Origin of the sequence: Streptomyces sp. NBC_01474 (genome assembly GCF_035918215.1) — a bacterium.
In the GTDB taxonomy this organism is placed as follows: Bacteria; Actinomycetota; Actinomycetes; order Streptomycetales; family Streptomycetaceae; genus Streptomyces; species Streptomyces aureus.
In genome coordinates, this window is record NZ_CP109449.1 from 9,577,477 (window position 1) to 9,595,213 (window position 17,737).

General features: G+C 70.9%; 13 protein-coding genes and 1 pseudogene. 11 read left to right on the forward strand and 3 right to left on the reverse strand.

What is annotated here, in order from left to right:
• The first annotated feature begins 107 nt into the window (after window positions 1-107).
• The 7 genes from OG758_RS43810 (at window position 108) to OG758_RS43840 (ending at window position 8,330) form a co-directional block, all read left to right on the forward strand.
• Entirely contained in the window at window positions 108-1,133 is a 1,026-nt protein-coding gene (locus OG758_RS43810; RefSeq protein WP_326714996.1) for a LacI family DNA-binding transcriptional regulator, read from the forward strand.
• A 532-nt stretch (window positions 1,134-1,665) separates the two neighbouring features.
• Window positions 1,666-3,072, forward strand: a complete 1,407-nt coding sequence (locus OG758_RS43815) for an extracellular catalytic domain type 1 short-chain-length polyhydroxyalkanoate depolymerase (protein ID WP_326716233.1) — start codon at window positions 1,666-1,668, stop codon at window positions 3,070-3,072.
• Window positions 3,073-3,505: 433 nt separating this feature from the next.
• Complete coding sequence (locus tag OG758_RS43820) at window positions 3,506-4,288, forward strand: MHYT domain-containing protein (RefSeq protein ID WP_326714997.1); 783 nt, start codon at window positions 3,506-3,508, stop codon at window positions 4,286-4,288.
• A 134-nt stretch (window positions 4,289-4,422) separates the two neighbouring features.
• A complete protein-coding gene (locus OG758_RS43825; RefSeq protein WP_326714998.1) occupies window positions 4,423-6,861 on the forward strand; it encodes a sensor histidine kinase in 2,439 nt (812 codons plus the stop codon).
• Complete coding sequence (locus OG758_RS43830) at window positions 6,858-7,331, forward strand: roadblock/LC7 domain-containing protein (RefSeq protein WP_326714999.1); 474 nt, start codon at window positions 6,858-6,860, stop codon at window positions 7,329-7,331. Before OG758_RS43825 ends, OG758_RS43830 begins: the two co-directional genes overlap by 4 nt.
• On the forward strand, window positions 7,328-7,753 hold the full coding sequence (locus OG758_RS43835) for a DUF742 domain-containing protein (protein WP_326715000.1): 426 nt from the start codon (window positions 7,328-7,330) through the stop codon (window positions 7,751-7,753). The genes OG758_RS43830 and OG758_RS43835 overlap by 4 nt, the downstream gene beginning before the upstream one ends.
• Window positions 7,734-8,330, forward strand: coding sequence for a GTP-binding protein (locus tag OG758_RS43840; RefSeq protein WP_326715001.1), 597 nt, complete (start codon window positions 7,734-7,736; stop codon window positions 8,328-8,330). Before OG758_RS43835 ends, OG758_RS43840 begins: the two co-directional genes overlap by 20 nt.
• A 217-nt stretch (window positions 8,331-8,547) precedes the next feature.
• On the opposite strand, the pseudogene OG758_RS43845 reads toward OG758_RS43840, so the two are convergent.
• Window positions 8,548-9,075: pseudogene (locus OG758_RS43845) on the reverse strand (helix-turn-helix domain-containing protein); the annotation flags it as partial.
• 136 nt (window positions 9,076-9,211) lie between these two features.
• Here OG758_RS43845 and OG758_RS43850 point away from each other — a divergent pair.
• Window positions 9,212-10,477: a benzoate/H(+) symporter BenE family transporter gene (locus tag OG758_RS43850; RefSeq protein WP_326715002.1), complete on the forward strand. Its 1,266-nt coding sequence runs from the start codon at window positions 9,212-9,214 to the stop codon at window positions 10,475-10,477.
• On the opposite strand, the gene OG758_RS43855 is transcribed toward OG758_RS43850, so the two are convergent.
• Window positions 10,437-11,165, reverse strand: coding sequence for a type 1 glutamine amidotransferase (locus OG758_RS43855; RefSeq protein WP_326715003.1), 729 nt, complete (start codon window positions 11,163-11,165; stop codon window positions 10,437-10,439). The genes OG758_RS43850 and OG758_RS43855 overlap by 41 nt on opposite strands.
• Before the next feature lie 331 nt (window positions 11,166-11,496).
• On the opposite strand from OG758_RS43855, the gene OG758_RS43860 reads away from it, so the two are divergent.
• The 3 genes from OG758_RS43860 to rph all read left to right on the forward strand — a co-directional run bounded on the left by OG758_RS43860 (window position 11,497) and on the right by rph (window position 16,313).
• The gene (locus tag OG758_RS43860; RefSeq protein WP_326715004.1) at window positions 11,497-11,982 is read left to right on the forward strand and encodes a hemerythrin domain-containing protein; all 486 of its coding nucleotides are present in this window, start codon (window positions 11,497-11,499) and stop codon (window positions 11,980-11,982) included.
• 320 nt (window positions 11,983-12,302) lie between these two features.
• On the forward strand, window positions 12,303-12,938 hold the full coding sequence (locus OG758_RS43865) for a LysE family transporter (RefSeq protein WP_326715005.1): 636 nt from the start codon (window positions 12,303-12,305) through the stop codon (window positions 12,936-12,938).
• Between the two features lie 777 nt (window positions 12,939-13,715).
• On the forward strand, window positions 13,716-16,313 hold the full coding sequence (gene rph, locus OG758_RS43870; protein ID WP_326715006.1) for a rifamycin-inactivating phosphotransferase: 2,598 nt from the start codon (window positions 13,716-13,718) through the stop codon (window positions 16,311-16,313).
• A gap of 89 nt (window positions 16,314-16,402) precedes the next feature.
• Here the strand turns inward: rph and OG758_RS43875 are convergent, their stop codons facing one another.
• On the reverse strand, window positions 16,403-17,587 hold the full coding sequence (locus OG758_RS43875; RefSeq protein ID WP_326715007.1) for a hypothetical protein: 1,185 nt from the start codon (window positions 17,585-17,587) through the stop codon (window positions 16,403-16,405).
• Window positions 17,588-17,737 lie beyond the last annotated feature (150 nt).

The following is a 17,737-nucleotide window of genomic DNA, read 5'->3' on the forward strand; positions in this document are numbered from 1 at the left end:
GGGCATACTCGTCTGGTGCAACCCGCAGGCCTCGCCGGGGACGCCGCGCTGATCGGCGCGGCCCACGCCGTTGCCGTACGCGACCGACGACGGGGGAGACCGCGACCATGCCCGGCACCCGCGGGGCGAAGGACCCGCAACCGACGCTGCGCGACGTCGCGCAGCGGGCGCACGTGAGCGCCATGACGGTCTCGCGTGTCCTGCGCGACGACCCCAAGGTGCTGCCCGACACCGCCGCACGGGTGCGCGCCGTCGTCGCCGAACTCGGCTACCACCGCAACGAGATGGCCCGCAGCCTGCGCCTGGGCAGCAGCACGGGGCTCGTCGGGCTCGTGGTCACCAACCTCGCCAACCCCTTCTACTCCCGCCTCGCTCTCGGCGTCGACGCCGTCGTCGCCGGGCACGGCCTGAAGACCGTCATCGGCAACACAGGACACGACCTCGACAGCGAGCGCGGTCTCGTGGCGGACCTGATCGCCCGGCGTGTCGACGGCATCATCGTCGTCCCCGCCGACGACGACCAGCGCCACCTGGCCGCCGCGGCCGGCAAGGGCGTACCCATCGTGGTGGCCAGCCGACCGCCGAACGGTTTCACCGCCGACTGCGTCCTGGTCGACGACTACGGCGGCTCCCGCACGGCAACCCGACAGCTGCTCGACGCGGGACACCGCAGGATCGGCTTTCTCGGTTCCCCGCCGCCTGTCTATACGGGCGGCGAGCGGTTGCGCGGCTTCACCGACGCACTCGTCGACGCGGGCGTCGAACGTGAACCGGGCTACGTACGGCTAGGGCAGCAGGAGACCTCTGAAGCTTCGCGTGCCGCGGCCGAACTGCTGGCTCTGCCGGAGCCGCCGACGGCACTGTTCTGCTCCAACAACCGCAACACCATCGGTGCCTTCCGCGCGATCCGCGGCGCCGGCACCAGCACCGCACTCGCGGGCTTCGACGACTTCGAACTGGCTGACGTGCTCGGACTGCCACTGATCATCGCGGCGTACGACAGCGACGAACTCGGCCGAGAGGCAGGACGGTTGCTCGTGGACCGGCTCGGTGAGGCGCGTGCCCCCGGCACCGCCCGTCGCGTCGTCGTGCCCACCACCCTCGTCCGCTACGGCGACCCGGGGGAGCCGTGACGCCCACTCAGGCGACCTCGCCGCGGATGCCTCCCTCTGCCCGAGGACCGGCCTTGAGGGCTGGACGGCATGCGGAAGGTCTCGTCGGACGCGATCCGGATCGCTGCCCCGGCAGCCCCGGCCGTCAGCCGACACCCTGGCAACGACCAGGAACGGTCGTGCGGTTGGAGCCTGGGCTGGGGCTCACACGCCCGGGGACACCCATGCGACGGCGAGCAGGCACATCATCCGGCCTCGTGTCCTCACCGAGTGGCGCAACGGTGACGGACCACAGCCCACACCCCTTCGAGGTGGGGCGCCTCACCATTACTGTCGCCGATCGGCCGGACGTAGCTTCCCTGTAACTCCTGGGACACGTAACGCTGTCCGGTGCCGGGCGGCCAGGGCCGGGAGTTGTCCGTCTCTCCATCCCTCGCGATCACCTGGTGGCACGATGCATCCTGCTTCCCCCCACTCCTCGCGGCGCCGTTTCCGACGCGTGCCGCGGCCTGCCGACCGCGGACGGCGGTCGCGCTCCGGGTCCGCGGTCGCGCTGGTGCTGTCCGTGGTGGCCCTGATCCTCGGGCTGCTGTCCCCGGCGCCGGCGCAAGCCGCGTCCCTGCAGGAGGTGACGAGCTTCGGCTCCAACCCCGGCAGTCTGCAGATGTTCCGCTACGTTCCCGACGGGCTGCCGTCCGGGCGCCCGCTGGTGGTCGCCATGCACGGCTGCACCCAGTCGGCCTCGGCGTTCGACGGCGAGACCGGCTGGACCAAGTGGGCCGATGCCTGGGGCTTCGCGCTGGTGCTGCCCCAGCAGAAGAGCGCCAACAACGCCAACTCGTGCTTCAACTGGTTCCAGTCGTCCGACTTCTCGCGCGGCCAGGGCGAGGCCCTGTCCATCAAGCAGATGGTCGACAAGATGGCGGCCGACTACGGGACCGATCCCTCACGTGTCTACGTCACCGGCCTGTCCGCGGGCGGGGCGATGACCGCGGTCATGGCGGCCTCCTACCCGGACGTCTTCTCCGGCGCGGCGGTGGCCGCCGGCCTTCCCTTCGACTGCGCCCGCTCCGTCACCGAGGGTCTGAGCTGCATGAACCCCGGCAGTAACCTCACCCCGCAGCAGTGGGGCGACAAAGTACGCGCGGCCGATCCCGGCTACAGCGGCCCCTACCCGACGGTGGCGGTCTGGCAGGGCTCCCAGGACACCACTGTCGCGCCGATGAACATGACCGAGCTCGTGGAGCAGTGGACCGACGTCCACGGCACCGACGCCACGGCCGACGTCAGCGACACCGTGCAGGGCTACCCGCACAAGGTCTACCAGGACACCGCGGGCCGCGCCGTCGTCGAGTCGTACAGCATCACGGGCATGTCCCACGGCCAGGCCGTCGATCCCGGCACCGGGGCCACCCAGTGCGGCACGGCCAGCCAGTACCTGCCGGACATGAACATCTGTGCCTCGTACTGGATCGGACACTCCTGGGGACTCGACGCCACCGACGGCGGCGGTTCCCTGCCCGCCCCGGCCGGGCTCACCGTCACCGCCACCACCGACACCTCGGCGTCCCTGTCCTGGAGCGCCGTCGACGGTGCGGCCTCCTACCGCGTCTACCGCGGCGGCACCCAGGTCGGCTCGCCTTCCTCGACCTCGTTCACCGACACGGGGCTCGCCCCTGGCACGACGTACAGCTACACCGTGGCCGCCGTGGACGGCTCCGGGGCCGTAGGCGCGTCCTCCACCGGGGCGCGGGCGACCACGACCGGTGCCACCCACCAGTGCTACACCGACAACAACTACAACCAGGTCGCCGCCGGACGCGCCCACCAGAGCCTCGGCTACGTCTATGCCAACGGCTCCAACCAGAACATGGGCCTGTACAACCTCTACGTCACCCACACCCTGGAGGAAACCTCGCCCGGCAGCTTCGTGATCGCCGACTCCGGCTGCCCGTCCTGACGGACCCATCCGCTGAGGCGGCTTCACCTTCACCGGGTGAGGCCGCCGCCGCACGTCATCACCTGTCCTGTGATGGGGGGCGAACTGCGGCGTGCTCAGCAGGCACGCGCCTCCGGTCGCCGCCGCACCAGCCGAGTCGGCCGGTCCCGGCTCCAGCGCCACCGGCCCCGTCTTGAGTTGAACGGGTATGTCCTGGACATCCGGACCTGGGTGTCTCGTCCAGGGTGTCTGAAGAGCTTCGGTGTGCGACGTGACAAGAGTCGCACCGATGTGAGCGAGGAGTGAAGGGCCGATGCCCGAAAGGCCGTTGAACCAGGGCCTTACCGTCCGGTAACCCGCCTGCGGGCGAATTCCGCGGCCCATGGACAGAGATCCACTGCGTGCTAGCGTCCCGGTCGCCGGGGGGCCGACACAGAACAGTGAGAGGAAACCCGTGGGTCACATGCATCACATGGCCGGAGGCTGGGCGACGCCGGTCCTGTCGTATGCCATGGCAGTCGTCGGATCCGCACTGGGGCTGCGCTGCACCGTGCGTGCCGTGACAACCGGGGGACGCTCCAAGAGGAACTGGCTGGTCAGCGCGTCGATCGCGATCGGTGCCGGAATCTGGACCATGCACTTCATCGCGATGCTCGGCTACACCGTCGACGGCACCGCGATCCGTTACGACATCCCGCTCACCCTTCTCAGCCTGGTGGTCGCCATCGCCGTCGTCGGCGCCGGAGTCTTCACCGCCGGATACGGCAAGTCCCGCGTGCGCTCCATCCTGTTCGGCGGCGTCGGCACCGGACTCGGGGTGGCCGCGATGCACTACATCGGCATGGCCGCCGTACAGCTCAACGGCACGATCTCGTACGACCCGGCTGTCGTCACGGCCTCCGTCGTCATCGCGATCGCCGCTGCCTCCGCGGCGCTGTGGGCCGCGCTCTCCGTGCGGGGCCCCGCCGTCGCCGCTGTCGCCGCCCTCGTGATGGGACTCGCGGTGAGCAGCATGCACTACACCGGCATGGCCGCGGTCGCCGTGGACGTGCACGCGAGCAACGCACCTCTGCCGGGCGCGAGCGCCACCGCGTTCATCCTGCCGCTCGCCGTGGTCCTCGGTTCCTTCCTCTTCCTCACCTGCGCCTTCGTGGCCCTGTCCCCGACGGCGCAGGAGCGCGCCGAGGGCGAGGCCGCGGCCCGACCGCTGCACGAGGTCGAGCTTCCGGTCGCCTGACCCGGACTCCCCGAGCAGCCCTCCGCATCACCGCGGCGCACGTCCCGCCTCGCGCCTTCGTCGCCGCCGTTCCCCGGGCCGAACGCCACTGCGCGCGCCCTCAACACTCCTGCACCGCCAAGGAGATCCCTGTCATGCCCGCACGCTTTCCGCTGCCCGAACGGTGGCGCCCCAAATCGATCCGAGCGAAGGTCGTCACCCTGCTGACGGTGCCGGTCCTCTCCCTGATGGCCCTGTGGGGGCATGCCGCCGTCACCACCGCGTCGCAGGTCTCGTCCACCGAGCAGTTGCGGCAGATCAACTCGGCCCTGGTGAAGCCGGTCGCGGACTTCACCACCGCGGTCCAGGACGAGCGTGCCGCCGCCCTGAAGTATCGGGCCGCTCCCGGCCCGTCCGCCCGCCGCGCCTTCGACGCCGCCCGGTCCCGCACGGACAGGGCCGTCACGGCCCTGCGCGCGGGCATCCGCTCCAGCAGCACCGATCTCGCGGCCCTCGACGCCCAGCTCCCCGACCGGATCAGCGCTCTGCTCAAGAGCGCGGGGTCCCTCCCCGCGCAGCGCGGGACGCGCCACGACTCCGCCGCCGTGTTCTCGGGCTACGGCACGGCCGTCGACCGGGCCTTCGCCGTGCGCGCGGGGCTCGCGGCCGCGGACCGCCCCGACCGCGCCTCCCACACCCGAACCGTCCTCGAACTGGCCCGTGCGCGCGAGGCGTTGAGCCGCCAGGACGCCGTGCTCGGAGCCGCGCAGGCGCGCGGCAAAATGTCGGCCGCCCAGTACCGCGTGTTCATCGGCGACGTCGCCCAGCAGCGCGGGCTCACCAAGGCCGCGGTGCCCGACCTTCGGGCCGAGGGCGCCGCCCGCTACCGCGCCGTCCTCGCGTCCCGCAGCGCCACCGAACTCGCCACCGCTCAGGACGCCGTCCTCGACGCCGGTCAGGGAAGGGCCGTCTCCGCCGTACCGGCAGGGGACTGGCACACCGACGTGGGACACACCCTGGCCGGACTCGCCGCGGCGGAGCGGGCCGCCATCGACACGGGCGCCGACACGAAGCCGTACTCCCTTGCGACCCTGGGCAGCTCGGGCCTCGCCGTGGCCCTCGGCCTGCTCGGTGTGGTCGTCTCGCTGCTGCTCTCCGTACGCATCGGGCGCGGCCTCGTCGACGACCTCACGGGACTGCGGAACTCCGCTCTGGAACTCGCCGCCACCCGGCTGCCGGCCGCGATCCGCCGCATCCACAGTGGCGACGACCTCGACCTCGAAGCCGAGGCCCCGCTCGTCCGCACCCCCATCCGGGACGAGATCGGCCAGGTCGGCGCCGCGCTGACCACCGTGCAGCGAGCCGCGCTGCGGGCCGTCGCGGGACGCGCCGCCGTCCTCACCGGAGTCTCCGGCGTCTACGTCAGCCTCGCCCGCCGCAGCCAGGTGCTGCTCCACCGCCAGCTGGAACTCCTCGATGCCATGGAACGCCGCACCGAGAACCCCACGGACCTGGAAGACCTGTTCCGTCTGGACCACTTGACGACCAGGATGCGCCGCCACGCCGAGTCCCTGCTCATCCTGTCCGGCTCCGCACCCGGCCGTGCCTGGCGCAACTCCGTCCCGCTGATCGACACCGTACGGGCGGGCATCGCGGAGACAGCCGACATGGACCGCGTCCAGCTGGACGACATACCCGACCTGCGTCTGGCCGGCACGGCGGTGGCAGACCTGATCCACCTGATCGCCGAACTCACAGAGAATGCCGCCGCGTTCTCGCCGCCGCACACCCCCGTGGTGGTGCGCGGCGAGGAGGTCGGGGCCGGCGCCGTCCTGGAGATCGAGGACCGCGGCCTCGGTATGGGCGACGAGGCGCTCGCCGCGGCCAACGAGAAGATCCGGGCCACGGACATCGACCTCCTCGACTCGCGCCGGCTCGGCCTCTTCGTGGTCAACCGCCTCGCCGAGCGGCAGCAGGTGGACGTCACCCTGCGCCGCTCGGTCTACGGCGGCGTCACCGCCGTCGTCTTCGTTCCGCAGCAGCTCCTTGAGGCGCCGCACCCGGGCCTGCGGCCGCTGCCGGAGCCGCCGGCGCTGGAATCCGGTCACGTACCGGATCCTGCTCCGGTCGCCGTTCCCATGCCGGCACCGCAGCGCCCCGAACGGGAACCGATGCCCCGACCGGAGGGTGAGCCCGAGCCGCCGCTCGTCCGCACCACCCCCCGCCAAGAGCCCACTCATGCCCGCCACGCGGCCCCCCGGCCGGCGCCGCCCTCGCCCGCCCCCGCCACGGAAGCCCCCGCGGGTCATGACTTCGACGACGGTCTGCCGCGCCGGGTGCGCCAGGCCAGCCTCGCCCCCGAACTGCGCGACGACGAGAACGCGAGCAGTGCTTCACGGCCGGACCAGGCCCCGGCCGTCCGGTCCCCGGAGGCCGCGCGCGCCACGATGGCGTCCCTGCGCTCCGGCCGGCGTCGCGCGTCCGCGGCTCAGGGCGAGCCGGGCACACCGTCCGGCCCCGCAAGCACGTCCGGCGCCCCGCATGCCGTGCCCCACCCCCACCACGCGACCGAAGAAGGACCCCGCAACCGATGACCCCGACCTTCAACGTCACGAACCTGGGTGACCACGCAGACGACCACGGCACGGGCGGCGCGGGCGGTGTCGACTGGCTCCTCGACGACCTGGTCGACCGTGTCGCGGAGGTCCGGTCCGTGGTCATGCTTTCCACCGACGGCCTGTGCGTCGGAGCGTCCCGCGGCCTGGGGCGTGACGACTCAGAGCGGTTCGCCGCCATCGCCTCCGGTTTCCACTCCCTCGCCAAGGGCGCGGGCCGTCACTTCGACGCGGGCGGCGTCGTCCAGACGATGGTCGAGCTCCACGGCGGATTCCTCTTCGTGGTCGCCGCGGGCGACGGGTCCTGCATCGCGGTGTTCACCGACGGGCACGCCGATATCGGCCTCGTGGCGTACGAGATGGCTCTGCTGGTCGAGCGCGTGCGGGAGCACCTCGCCGTACCCGTGCGGACGGACGGCGCCCCGACGCCGGACGGCGGGACGCCGTGACCGACCTGCCACCCGGCCGCCGGCCGACGCCCGAGGCGTCCGACCCCTGGGCCGACCGCTACGACGACGAGGCCGGCCCTCTGGTCCGCCTCTACGCAATGACGGCGGGCCGCGCGCGTACGGACAACGGAGCGGAACGCCTCGACCTCATGGCGATCGTCCGCGCCACGTCCGCCACCCCGCGCGGCCCGATCCCGCCCGAGCAGCGCCGCCTGCTGGCGCAGTGCGCCCAAGGGCCTTGCCCCGTAGCGGACTTGGCGTCGGACTCGGGCCTGCCGCTCGGCGTCGTACGCGTCCTGCTCGGCGATCTCACCGCCCAGGGGCTGATCCGTATCACCCCGCCCGAGACCACCGCCGCCGGGAAAGAACCTCCCTCCGCCCACCTCCTGCGAGAAGTGATCAATGGCCTCCGTGCACTCTGACCGCGCCGCGCACGCGGCGCCCGCCGACTTCACCGCTCTCAAGCTCCTGATCGCCGGCGGCTTCGGCGTGGGGAAGACCACGCTGGTGGAGTCGGTCAGCGAGATCCGCCCGCTGCGCACCGAGGAACCCCTCACCGAGGCCTCACGTCCGGTGGACAGCCTGGATGGTGTGGCCACGAAGTCCACGACGACGGTCGCCATGGACTTCGGCCGCATCACCCTGCGCGACACCCTGGCCCTCTATCTCTTCGGCACCCCGGGCCAGGACCGCTTCTGGTTCGTCTGGGACGAGTTGGCCACGGGCTGCCTGGGCGCGGTCGTCCTCGCCGACACCCGGCGCCTCGCGGACTGCTTCCCCGCCATCGACTACTTCGAGAGCCGCGGCATTCCCTTCATCGTCGCCGTGAACTGCTTCGACGGCATCCGAACGCACAGCCAAGGAGCGGTGGCGCGCGCCCTCGACCTGACCGCCGACACCCCGGTGATGCTGTGCGACGTGCGTGACCGGGAGTCCGGCAAGGAGGTCCTGATCTCCCTGGTCGAGCACGTCCTGGCCATGGAGTCGACCATCAACTGACCACCCGCACAAGGTACTTGTCCACGTGCGCCGCACATCCCGAGGAGCGGCTTGCCGCACGGCTAGGCGCGGCCGAGGCCCGCGAGAGCATCGTCCTGGTTCTTCCAGCTCAGCACTTTCCACTCTTCCGGCGAAGCCGACGGGACTGACCTGCGTCGGCCCTGGTCGTCGACACGTCGGCGGGTTCTGGCGGCATCACGGCAGCGACCGACCCTTTCGGGTACCGGACGAAGAGGACGCCCTGGACCTCGCGGTCCGGTGCGCTGTAGAAGTGCGGGGCGTCGGCCGGCCAGTGGGCGTGGCCGCCGGGCCCGGCTGTCTGCGGCGCGTCCGGCAGGCCGACCACCGCCGTTCCGGAGAGCACCATCAGGCTCTCCGTGGTGTGCGGGACATGCGCGGCCGACTCCTGGGTCGCGCCCTCGGCGATGGTGACGCGGAAGACGTCGGTGGCCGCGGCCTCGTCCTCGTACCGCTCCAGGAGCACCGCGGTGACGGCGCTGCCGGAGACTCCGCCCGCGCCCGCCGCGACGCCGGGGGCCGGATCGTCGAGGACGGCGCTGAGCGGGCGGCCGAGCGCGGTGGTCAGGGCGTAGAGCGTTTCCAGGGTGGGGTTGCGCCGGCCCGTCTCGAGTTCCGAGAGCGTGCCCTTGCCGACGCCCGAGCGGCGCGAGAGCTCCGACAAGGACAGACCGTCGTCCTGCCGCAGCCGTTTCAGCCTGCGCCCCACCTCGTAGTTCAGACCCATCCGCCCGGTTCCGTCCGTTCCTGCGCCCCCAGGCGCTTTGACGTGCCGCCACCTGCGTCCTTAGTGTTCCATAAACAGAACGCTCTGTTCACGGACGCTTGGAATTGCCCCCGCCCCCTCCGGAAGTGATGCCCCCATGTCCCCGCTCGCCCGCATACGCGCCATCGCTCCGCCCTCGGCCGTGGCGGCGGGGCTCATCGCGGTCACCGTCGGCGTGACCAGTGCCGCCGCCATCGTGTTCACCGCGGCGCGGGCCGCGGGGGCGGACGCGCGGGAGGTCTCTTCATGGATGCTGGCACTCGGCGTGGGGATCGCCGTGACCTGCGCGGGTCTGTCGCTGCGGTACAAGGCCCCGATCGTCACCTCCTGGTCGACGCCCGGAGCCGCGCTCCTCGCCACGAGCCTGAGCGGGGTGTCCATGGAGAAGGCCGTGGGCGCGTTCGTGTTCAGCGCCGTGCTGATCATGGTGAGCGGTCTGACGGGGTGGTTCGCACGGATCATGGACCGGATCCCGGTGCCGCTGGCGTCGGCGCTGCTCGGCGGTGTGCTGCTCGAGTTCGGGACGGGGCTCTTTTCCCAGATGGGCGGCAGTTTCACCATCGCGTTCCCGGTGTTCGTGCTGTATCTCTTCGCGCGTCGGCTGCTGCCCCGCTACGCGGTCCTCATCGCGCTCGGCGGCGGAGTCGTCGCCTCCGTCCTCACCGGGGGCTGGCATGTTGAACGCGTCCGACTGTCGCTCGCGCAGCCGGTGTTCACGGCTCCCGAGTTCGACTGGAAGGTGCTGGTCAGCGTCGGCGTGCCGCTGTTCGTCGTCACCATGGCCTCGCAGAATCTGCCGGGCGTCGCCGTGCTGCGCGGGTCCGGCTACGAAGTGCCTGTTTCGCCCGTCCTGACGTGGACGGGCGCCGTGCAGGCGGTGCTCGCGCCGTTCGGGGCGTTCGGCATGAACCTGGCGGCGATGACCGCCGCGATCTGCACCGGCGACGGGGCCCACCCCGACCGGCAGCGGCGCTATCTCGCGGCTGTGTGGGCGGGCGTCTTCTATCTCTGCGTAGGCCTGCTCGGCGCGACCGTCGCCTCGCTGCTCACCGCGATGCCGCACGCGCTCGTCCTGGCCGTCGCCGGGGTCGGCATGCTCGCCACGATCGAGGCGGCCCTGGCCAGTGCCCTGTCGGACCCCAAGTCCAGGGAGGCGGCCGTCGTCACCTTCCTCGCCACGGCCTCCGGTGTGACGCTGCTCGGTATCGGGTCCGCGTTCTGGGGGCTGCTCGCGGGCGTACTCACCAGCGTCATCACGTCGTTGGGACGGCGGCGCCGGGCCCCCGCACCCGAGCCCGCATCCGCGCCCGCCCCGCAGCCGGTCACGGCAGCCTCGCGCACACCTGAGCGAACCTCCGTGTGAACACCGACCACGCCGAGACCGCCGCGCCCTCGTCGGCCACGGCCTCGGCGTGCATCCGGTCCCTGTCGAAACCCTGCCGGGCCAGCCGCTCCCGGTCCCAACCGGCGATCCGCCCGGCCTCCGCCTCCGGGTGAAACTGCACACCCCAGGCCCGTGCCCCGACCCGGAACGCTTGGTGGGGACAGGCCGCGCTGGACGCCAACCAGGAAGCACCCGGCGGGAGTTCGGTGATCGCGTCGACGTGCCGCTCGATCGCGGGAACCGTCGCGCCGAGCCCGTAGAACAGCGGATCGTCGGAGGCTTCGGGGCGAAGCCGGATCTGAGTGCTGCCGAACTCGGGCTGCCCGTGACGCGCCCGTACCCTGCCGCCCGCGACCTGAGTGATCAACTGGCCGCCGAGGCAGATACCGAGGACGGGCGTGCCGTCGTCCAGCGCCTGCGTGACGAGGCGGCGGGTGGCCGGGAGCCAGGGCGCGCGCTCGTCGTCGTCCGGCAGGAAGCCGCCGCCGAGTACGAGGAGCGGCCTTCCGTCGAGTTTCTGGGGCAGGGCCTCACCCTCGTAGGGGCGCAGCACTTCGAGGCCGATTCCCGCCTCGCGCAGCCAGGCCCCGACCCGGCCGGGACCGCCGCTCCTGGTGTTCTGAATGACCACGGCGGTCGGCGGGCCCGGTGCGTGCGTGGGCGTCATCGCCTCAGCTCCCTGCTCGGCCTTTGCGTTCGTTGCGGTGGTGGTCTCCACGCTGATCCACGCAGCAGATCATTCTCCGGGAAGGTCGCACAAGACGGCATTCCCGCCAAGGCGTCCGACAGCCCGGACCGGCGGATCACGGCCGACGGCTTCTCCGGCCGCAACACAGGTACGCGACCTCGCCGGCCTCGACAGCCGCCACCTGGTGCAGATCCTCGCGGAGGCCCTCCGGCGGTGATGGTGCCGACCGGTCTGCTCGCACCGGGCGTTGGCAGGGGCACATGGGTGAGCTGGGGAGCGGCGTCCGCGCTGACGGCGCCGGAAGTCGGGCATGAGCGTCTGTGATGGGCGCATGTGCCACTACTGCGGTTGCCGTGAGATCCCGCTGATCAAGGAGTTCATTGCCGAGCATGAGAAGGTCGCCGACGCCGCGGGGGATGCCGTGCGGGCTCTGGAACGTGGTGACACGGCGGCCGCGCGGGAGCTGACCGAGGTGATGTCACGGGAGCTGGCCACGCACTGGCAGGGCGAGGAGAACGGCCTGTTCGCGGTGATGCGGGACGATCCGGAGTACACGGACTACATTGACGCGCTGGTCGCCGAGCACCATGAGCTCGCCGCCCTGCTGCCCGCCCTCGATCTCACGGACCCCACCGACGCAGGCCGGTTCAAGGCGGCGGCCGACGAACTGCACCACCACATCGCCAAGGAGGAGGACGGCCTTTTCCCGGCGTCGCTCACCGCGCTGTCCGGCGACGAGTGGGACGTGTCGATGGCGGCATGGCGCGCCGCGCATCCGCAGGAGAGCGATTCGTAGACGCAGCGCTTGGAGGCCGAACGGTACGTGGCCCACTCCTCGGCCGTCCGATGCCAGGACGTGGCTCATGCGTTAGCAGCCTCGAAACGCGCGGGGCGACGCAACGACGCCTATGTCTTCCTGCCCATCTCACCCCACGCGGCCGAAGGTCTTTCCGGTGGGGCCGACGGGCGACAAAGTCAGTTGCACGGGTGGCGTCGTGACTCGCAGTATCGGCTCATGACCGCGATCAACGCTTCCCTGCCGCCTGCTCCCTCCGCTCGACGCGGGCGAGTTCAGCAGCAGCCCAATCGATCGCGGAGGCCGATTCTCGTGCGGTCGTGATCGCCGCGCTGGTCGCGGGACTCCTTGCCGGTTATGGCATCGCCATGCCGGTGGGAGCTGTCGCGACGTATCTGGTGGCCCTCACAGCGCGGACGGCATGGAAGATCGGCGCTTGTGCCGCACTCGGGGTTGCCACCGCAGACGGCCTGTACGCCCTGATCGCCGAGGTCGGGGGTTCGGCACTTGCCCACACAATCCAGCCGGTGCTGGTGCCCTTGCGCTGGGCATCGGCCTTGGTGCTCGTCGCGCTGGCGGCCCGAAGCGGTGTCGCGGCTGCGAGGAAGTACCGCAGACGTCACGCGCCCTCCTCGGCGGACGAGGGGGTACCGGTCAGCGCGGCCCGCGCCTATCTGGGGCTCTGCGGGATCACGATGATGAACCCACTGACGGTGATCTACTTCGTGGCGCTGGTACTGGGCGGCCAAGCCGCATCGGCTCCGAACCGCCTGGAGCAGGCCGCCTTCGTCCTTGCCGCCTTCGCCGCGTCCGCCAGCTGGCAACTGCTCCTCGCCGGTGGCGGTGCGCTGCTCGGCCGAGCCCTGACCGGCGCTCGCGGGCAGCTCGCCACCGCCCTGGCCTCAAGCCTCCTGATCACGGTTCTCGCATTCCGCCTCCTGACCTCATCGACCTGATACAGAGTCAAGAGCCAGCCTGACCATGGTGTTCACGAGGTCGACGGGACGGGGTCCCGCGGATCGTCCGGGCCGGGAATCCGCAGTTGCCAAGAACGGGGGAAATGAAGGCAGTTGAGGTCGGCCGGCCATGGACCGCCCCGACCGCGGCGGCTGTGGGGGATCGACTCACCCTGGCGGTGGCGCAGGGAACAACGTGACGATCGAGATGCTGGCGGTCGCCTGAAGCGCGACGATGCCGATCACTCCGAGGCCCTAGAGGCTGACGTCCAACCTGTGGACCGCCGGGGCATCCGCCGGGCCAACGACGCGCTCCGCCGTACGCGGCGCGCCGCCGGTTCGCGAGAAGTTAGTCCGACCCGGTGCACGGCAGGGGGCAAAGACAAAGGCAAGGAGAGTTCTCTCCTTGCCACCCTCAACTTATAGCGCGTTGGGGGGCTTGCCGCAAGACCCGGGTCATGGCGCACAATCGTCGGCCGACGCCACAACCTACGGAGATGGCGGCACGACGTGCGTGTGTCGGTGTCGACGTACGGGGGCGCGGTGACGTCGAACCAGTGGCGGGACCGGCCGTGCGGTTGCGCGTGCCCGGCGCGGAGGTGCGGGGGTGCGGGGGTGCGTGCTGCCCGACTGGGTGGAACGGCCGGCCGACTCGTCAGAGGAAACGCAAGCGGGGATGAGGACGTGCGCGACAAGAAGTTCGACAGAGTGGGAGGTGCCGGTGATTCGACCGGTCACCGCAGTGCAACGCAGCACGGCTGCCTCGGAGGAAACGCAGTGATTGAGCAGTACGTGTTGGATCTTCAAGACATTGACGAGACGCAGGTCGCGGTCGTCGGCGGCAAGGGCGCGCACCTGGGCGGGCTGTCGCGGATCGAAGGCATCCGCGTGCCGGATGGCTTCTGCGTGACGACGGACGCCTTCCGGCGGATCATCGCGGAAGCACCGTCGATCGACGATCAGCTCGACGAGCTGTCGCGCCTGAACCCCGACGACCGGGAGGCGATCCGCACGCTCAGCGCGCAGATTCGCCGGACCATCGAAGGGCTCGCCATTCCGGGCGATCTCGCGGCGGCGATCACCCACGCGCTCGCCCGGCTCGGTGAGCAGGCCGCCTATGCCGTCCGATCCAGTGCGACGGCTGAGGACCTGCCGACGGCCTCCTTCGCCGGCCAGCAGGACACGTACCTGAACGTCGTGGGGCCGACGGCGATCCTCCAGCACATCAGCCGGTGCTGGGCCTCGCTGTTCACCGAGCGGGCCGTGACCTACCGCCAGCGGAACGGCATCGACCACCGTACGGTGCACATGGCCGTGGTCGTGCAGCAGATGGTCTTCCCGCATGCGTCCGGCATCCTGTTCACGGCCGACCCCGTCACGGGCAACCGGAAGATCGCCACCGTGGACGCCGGCTTCGGCCTCGGCGAGGCTCTGGTCTCCGGCCTGGTGAACCCGGACGTCTTCAAGGTGCGGGACGGCGAAGTCCTGGACAAGGCGATCGCCGCCAAACAGCGTGCCGTTCACGCCCTGCCGGCCGGCGGGACGCAGGAAGTGGCCGTCGAATCGCAGCGGCAGGAGCAGCCGGCGCTGACGGATGCACAGGCCGTGCGGCTCGTGCAACTCGGGCGGCGGATCGAAGCGCACTTCGGCCGCCCGCAGGACATCGAATGGTGCCTGGTCGATGACGGCTTCCAGATCGTGCAGAGCCGGCCGATCACGACGCTGTTCCCCATCCCCGAGAGCGGAGACCAGGAGAACCACGTCTACGTCTCCGTCGGTCACGGGCAGATGATGACCGACCCCATGAAGCCCCTCGGGTTCTCCATGTGGCAGCTGACGGCGATGGTGCCGATGCACGAGGCCGGCGGGAGGCTGTTCGTCGATGTCACCCGGCGCCTGGCCTCGCCCGCGAGCCGCGCCGGCCTCCTGGAGGCCATGGGAAAGGGCGATCCGCTGATCAGGCACGCCCTGGAGACCGTCCTCGACCGCGACGGTTTCGTCCCGTCGCTCCCGGACGCGGGCCCCGGCGGGCGGCCGGCAGGCAGTGCGCCCGCCCCGATCGAGACCGATCCGGCCGTCGTCGCCGAGCTCATCGAGCGCAGCCGCGTGTCCATCGCCGCCCTGGAGCGCGACATCCGGACGAAGACCGGACCGGCACTGTTCGACTTCCTGCTGGAGGCCTTCGAGGAGCACAAGCGAGTGCTCAGCGATCCACTGAGCATTCAGGCGATCATGGCGGGGATGGAGGCCACGTGGTGGCTCAACGACAAGCTGCAGGAGTGGCTCGGCGAGAAGAACGTGGCTGACACGCTGACGCTGTCCGCCCCCGACAACATCACGTCGGAGATGGGCCTTGCGCTGCTCGACGTCGCGGACGTGATCCGCCCGCAGCCGGAGGTGGTGGCGTTCCTGCAGGGCGTCGACGGCGATGACTTCCTGGACGAGCTGGCGAAGCGCGCGGGCGGGACCGAGGCGCGCGACGCGATCGAGGCCTACCTCGACCGGTACGGCATGCGCTGCGTCGGCGAGATCGACATCACGAGGCCACGCTGGCGCGAGCGCCCCAGCACGCTGGTGCCCGTGATCCTCGACAACGTCAGGAACTTCGAGCCGGGCGCCGCAGAGCGGCGATTCGAGCAAGGGCGGCAGAAGGCGCAGAAGAAGGAACAGGACGTGCTGACGCGCTTGCGGACCCTGCCGGACGGGGACCGGAAAGCCGACGAGGTCAAGAAGATGATCGACCGGGTCAGAACCTTCATCGGGTACCGGGAGTACCCCAAGTACGGCATCATCAGCCGCTACTTCGTCTACAAGCAGGCCCTGCTCGCGGAGGCCGAGCGTCTGGTGCAGGCCGACGTGCTTTCCGAGAAGGAGGACGTCTTCTACCTCACCTTCCAGGAACTCCACGACACCGCGCGCTCGCACCAGATGGACGACCAGCTCATCCATAGGCGCAAGGAGGCATTCCGGTCGTACCACGCGCTCACACCGCCCCGGGTGCTCACCTCGGACGGTGAGGCCCTCACCGGGGCGTACCGGCGTGACGACGTGCCGGCCGGGGCCCTGATCGGCGTACCGGTCTCCGCCGGGACCATCGAAGGGCGGGCCCGCGTCATCCTCGACATGGCGGAGGCCGATCTCGAAGCGGGCGACATCCTGGTCACGGCCTTCACGGACCCCAGCTGGTCGCCGCTGTTCGTCGGCATCGCGGGCCTGGTGACGGAGGTGGGCGGCCTGATGACCCATGGCGCGGTGATCGCCCGGGAGTACGGCTTGCCGGCCGTCGTGGGCGTGGAGCACGCCACCCGGCTGATCCGGGACGGGCAGCGGATCCGCGTGCACGGAACCGACGGGTACGTCGAGATCCTGTCCTGACGGGCGATCACCTACCGGACAGCGCCCCTGGTGAAAGCCCGAGGCTGAGCCGCGCCGGACCCTCGGCCGGCTTCAGGTGGCCGAGGAGGTCAGCCGCCCCGCTTGAGGCGTACGACGACGGGGGCGCCGAAGGGGGCACCGGATTGATTGACCTGGACGTGTCCGGCACCGAGCCATTCGCCGGTGCCGGGCACCCGGTGGATCTCCTCGAGCCACAGGGACTGGTTCGATCCTTTGCGGGCGCCGGTGGACCGGGGGAGGCGGTGGCGTTCGATCTTCACGCATGTGCCGTCGTCGGTGAGGTACCAATTGCCGTCCAGGAAAAGGCCCTTGTCGTCCTGAGCGACCGGCGTGCGCAGAGCGCAACCGCCCGGCGCGGGCTCCTGGTCGCCCCACTTGGAGCCGTCCCAGCGCAGCCGGAGGAACTGGTCCGCTGGTTCGTTGTCGACCTCGCCGTGGTTGAAGGTGTTGATGCCGTACGCGCGGATTTCACCGTTGTCGAGGGCGAAGACCTGGCTGAGGACAGCACTGGGTTCCGGCGGGACGGGGTCCTTGAAGTGGGCCTGTGGGGTGTCCACCGTTTTCCAGGACGTACCGTCCCAGTGCGTCGAGGCGGGCTGGCTGTAGCCCTCTCCGGTGACCGGTTCGGTGCCTGGCCCCGTTGAGCGGCTGCCGACCGCCCAGACATCGTCCGGCCCGACGATCGCCAGGTCGGAGGTTCCGTAAGGCAGGCGGGTCGTGGTCCAGCGGGCGCCGTTCCAGTGCTGGGCGGTCTGCTTGGCGGCGTCGAGGGTCCAGATGTCGTCCGGGCCTGTGGCCTCGAAGTCACCGGCACTGCCTGGCGGAGGGTTCGGCACCGGCGACCAGCGGGTGCCGTCCCACTGTGCCCAGCGGTTCACTGCGGAGGCATCTTCAGCGGTCTGCGGCCGCAGCCACAATTTCTTCTCACCGACCTCTTCGAGGGCGGGCGGGTAGAGGCTGGTGCCGAGGGCTTCGGGCAGGGGCTCACGCTTCCACTGCGTACCGTCGTAGTGCAGGAGGCGGGCATGGGACTCACCGTTGTTCTCGGTCGCGACCGCCCAGACGTCGTCCTCGGCGAGGGCGGCGACATCGGTGATCTTTCCGCTGAAGTCCGCGATGTGCTCGAATTCCCAGGTGAGGGAGCCGGCAGAGGTCTTCGGCGGGGCGTCTTTGCCACTGGAGTCCGCCGTGCCGCCCGAACCCGTGGCGCACCCCGCAGCCGTAAGGAGGGCGGTCAGCACGGCGACGGTCACCCTGCCCCTGCCCCTGCTCCTGCCCCCGCGCCTGACGCCTGGCGCTCTGCGCATGTCGCACCTCTCCTCGCTGCTCCCCGGAGCCGCTCTTCAGCAGGGGGCCTCCGACGCCGCGCCCGCATCTCCTCGCCGAGCCAGGACTTCTGGTGG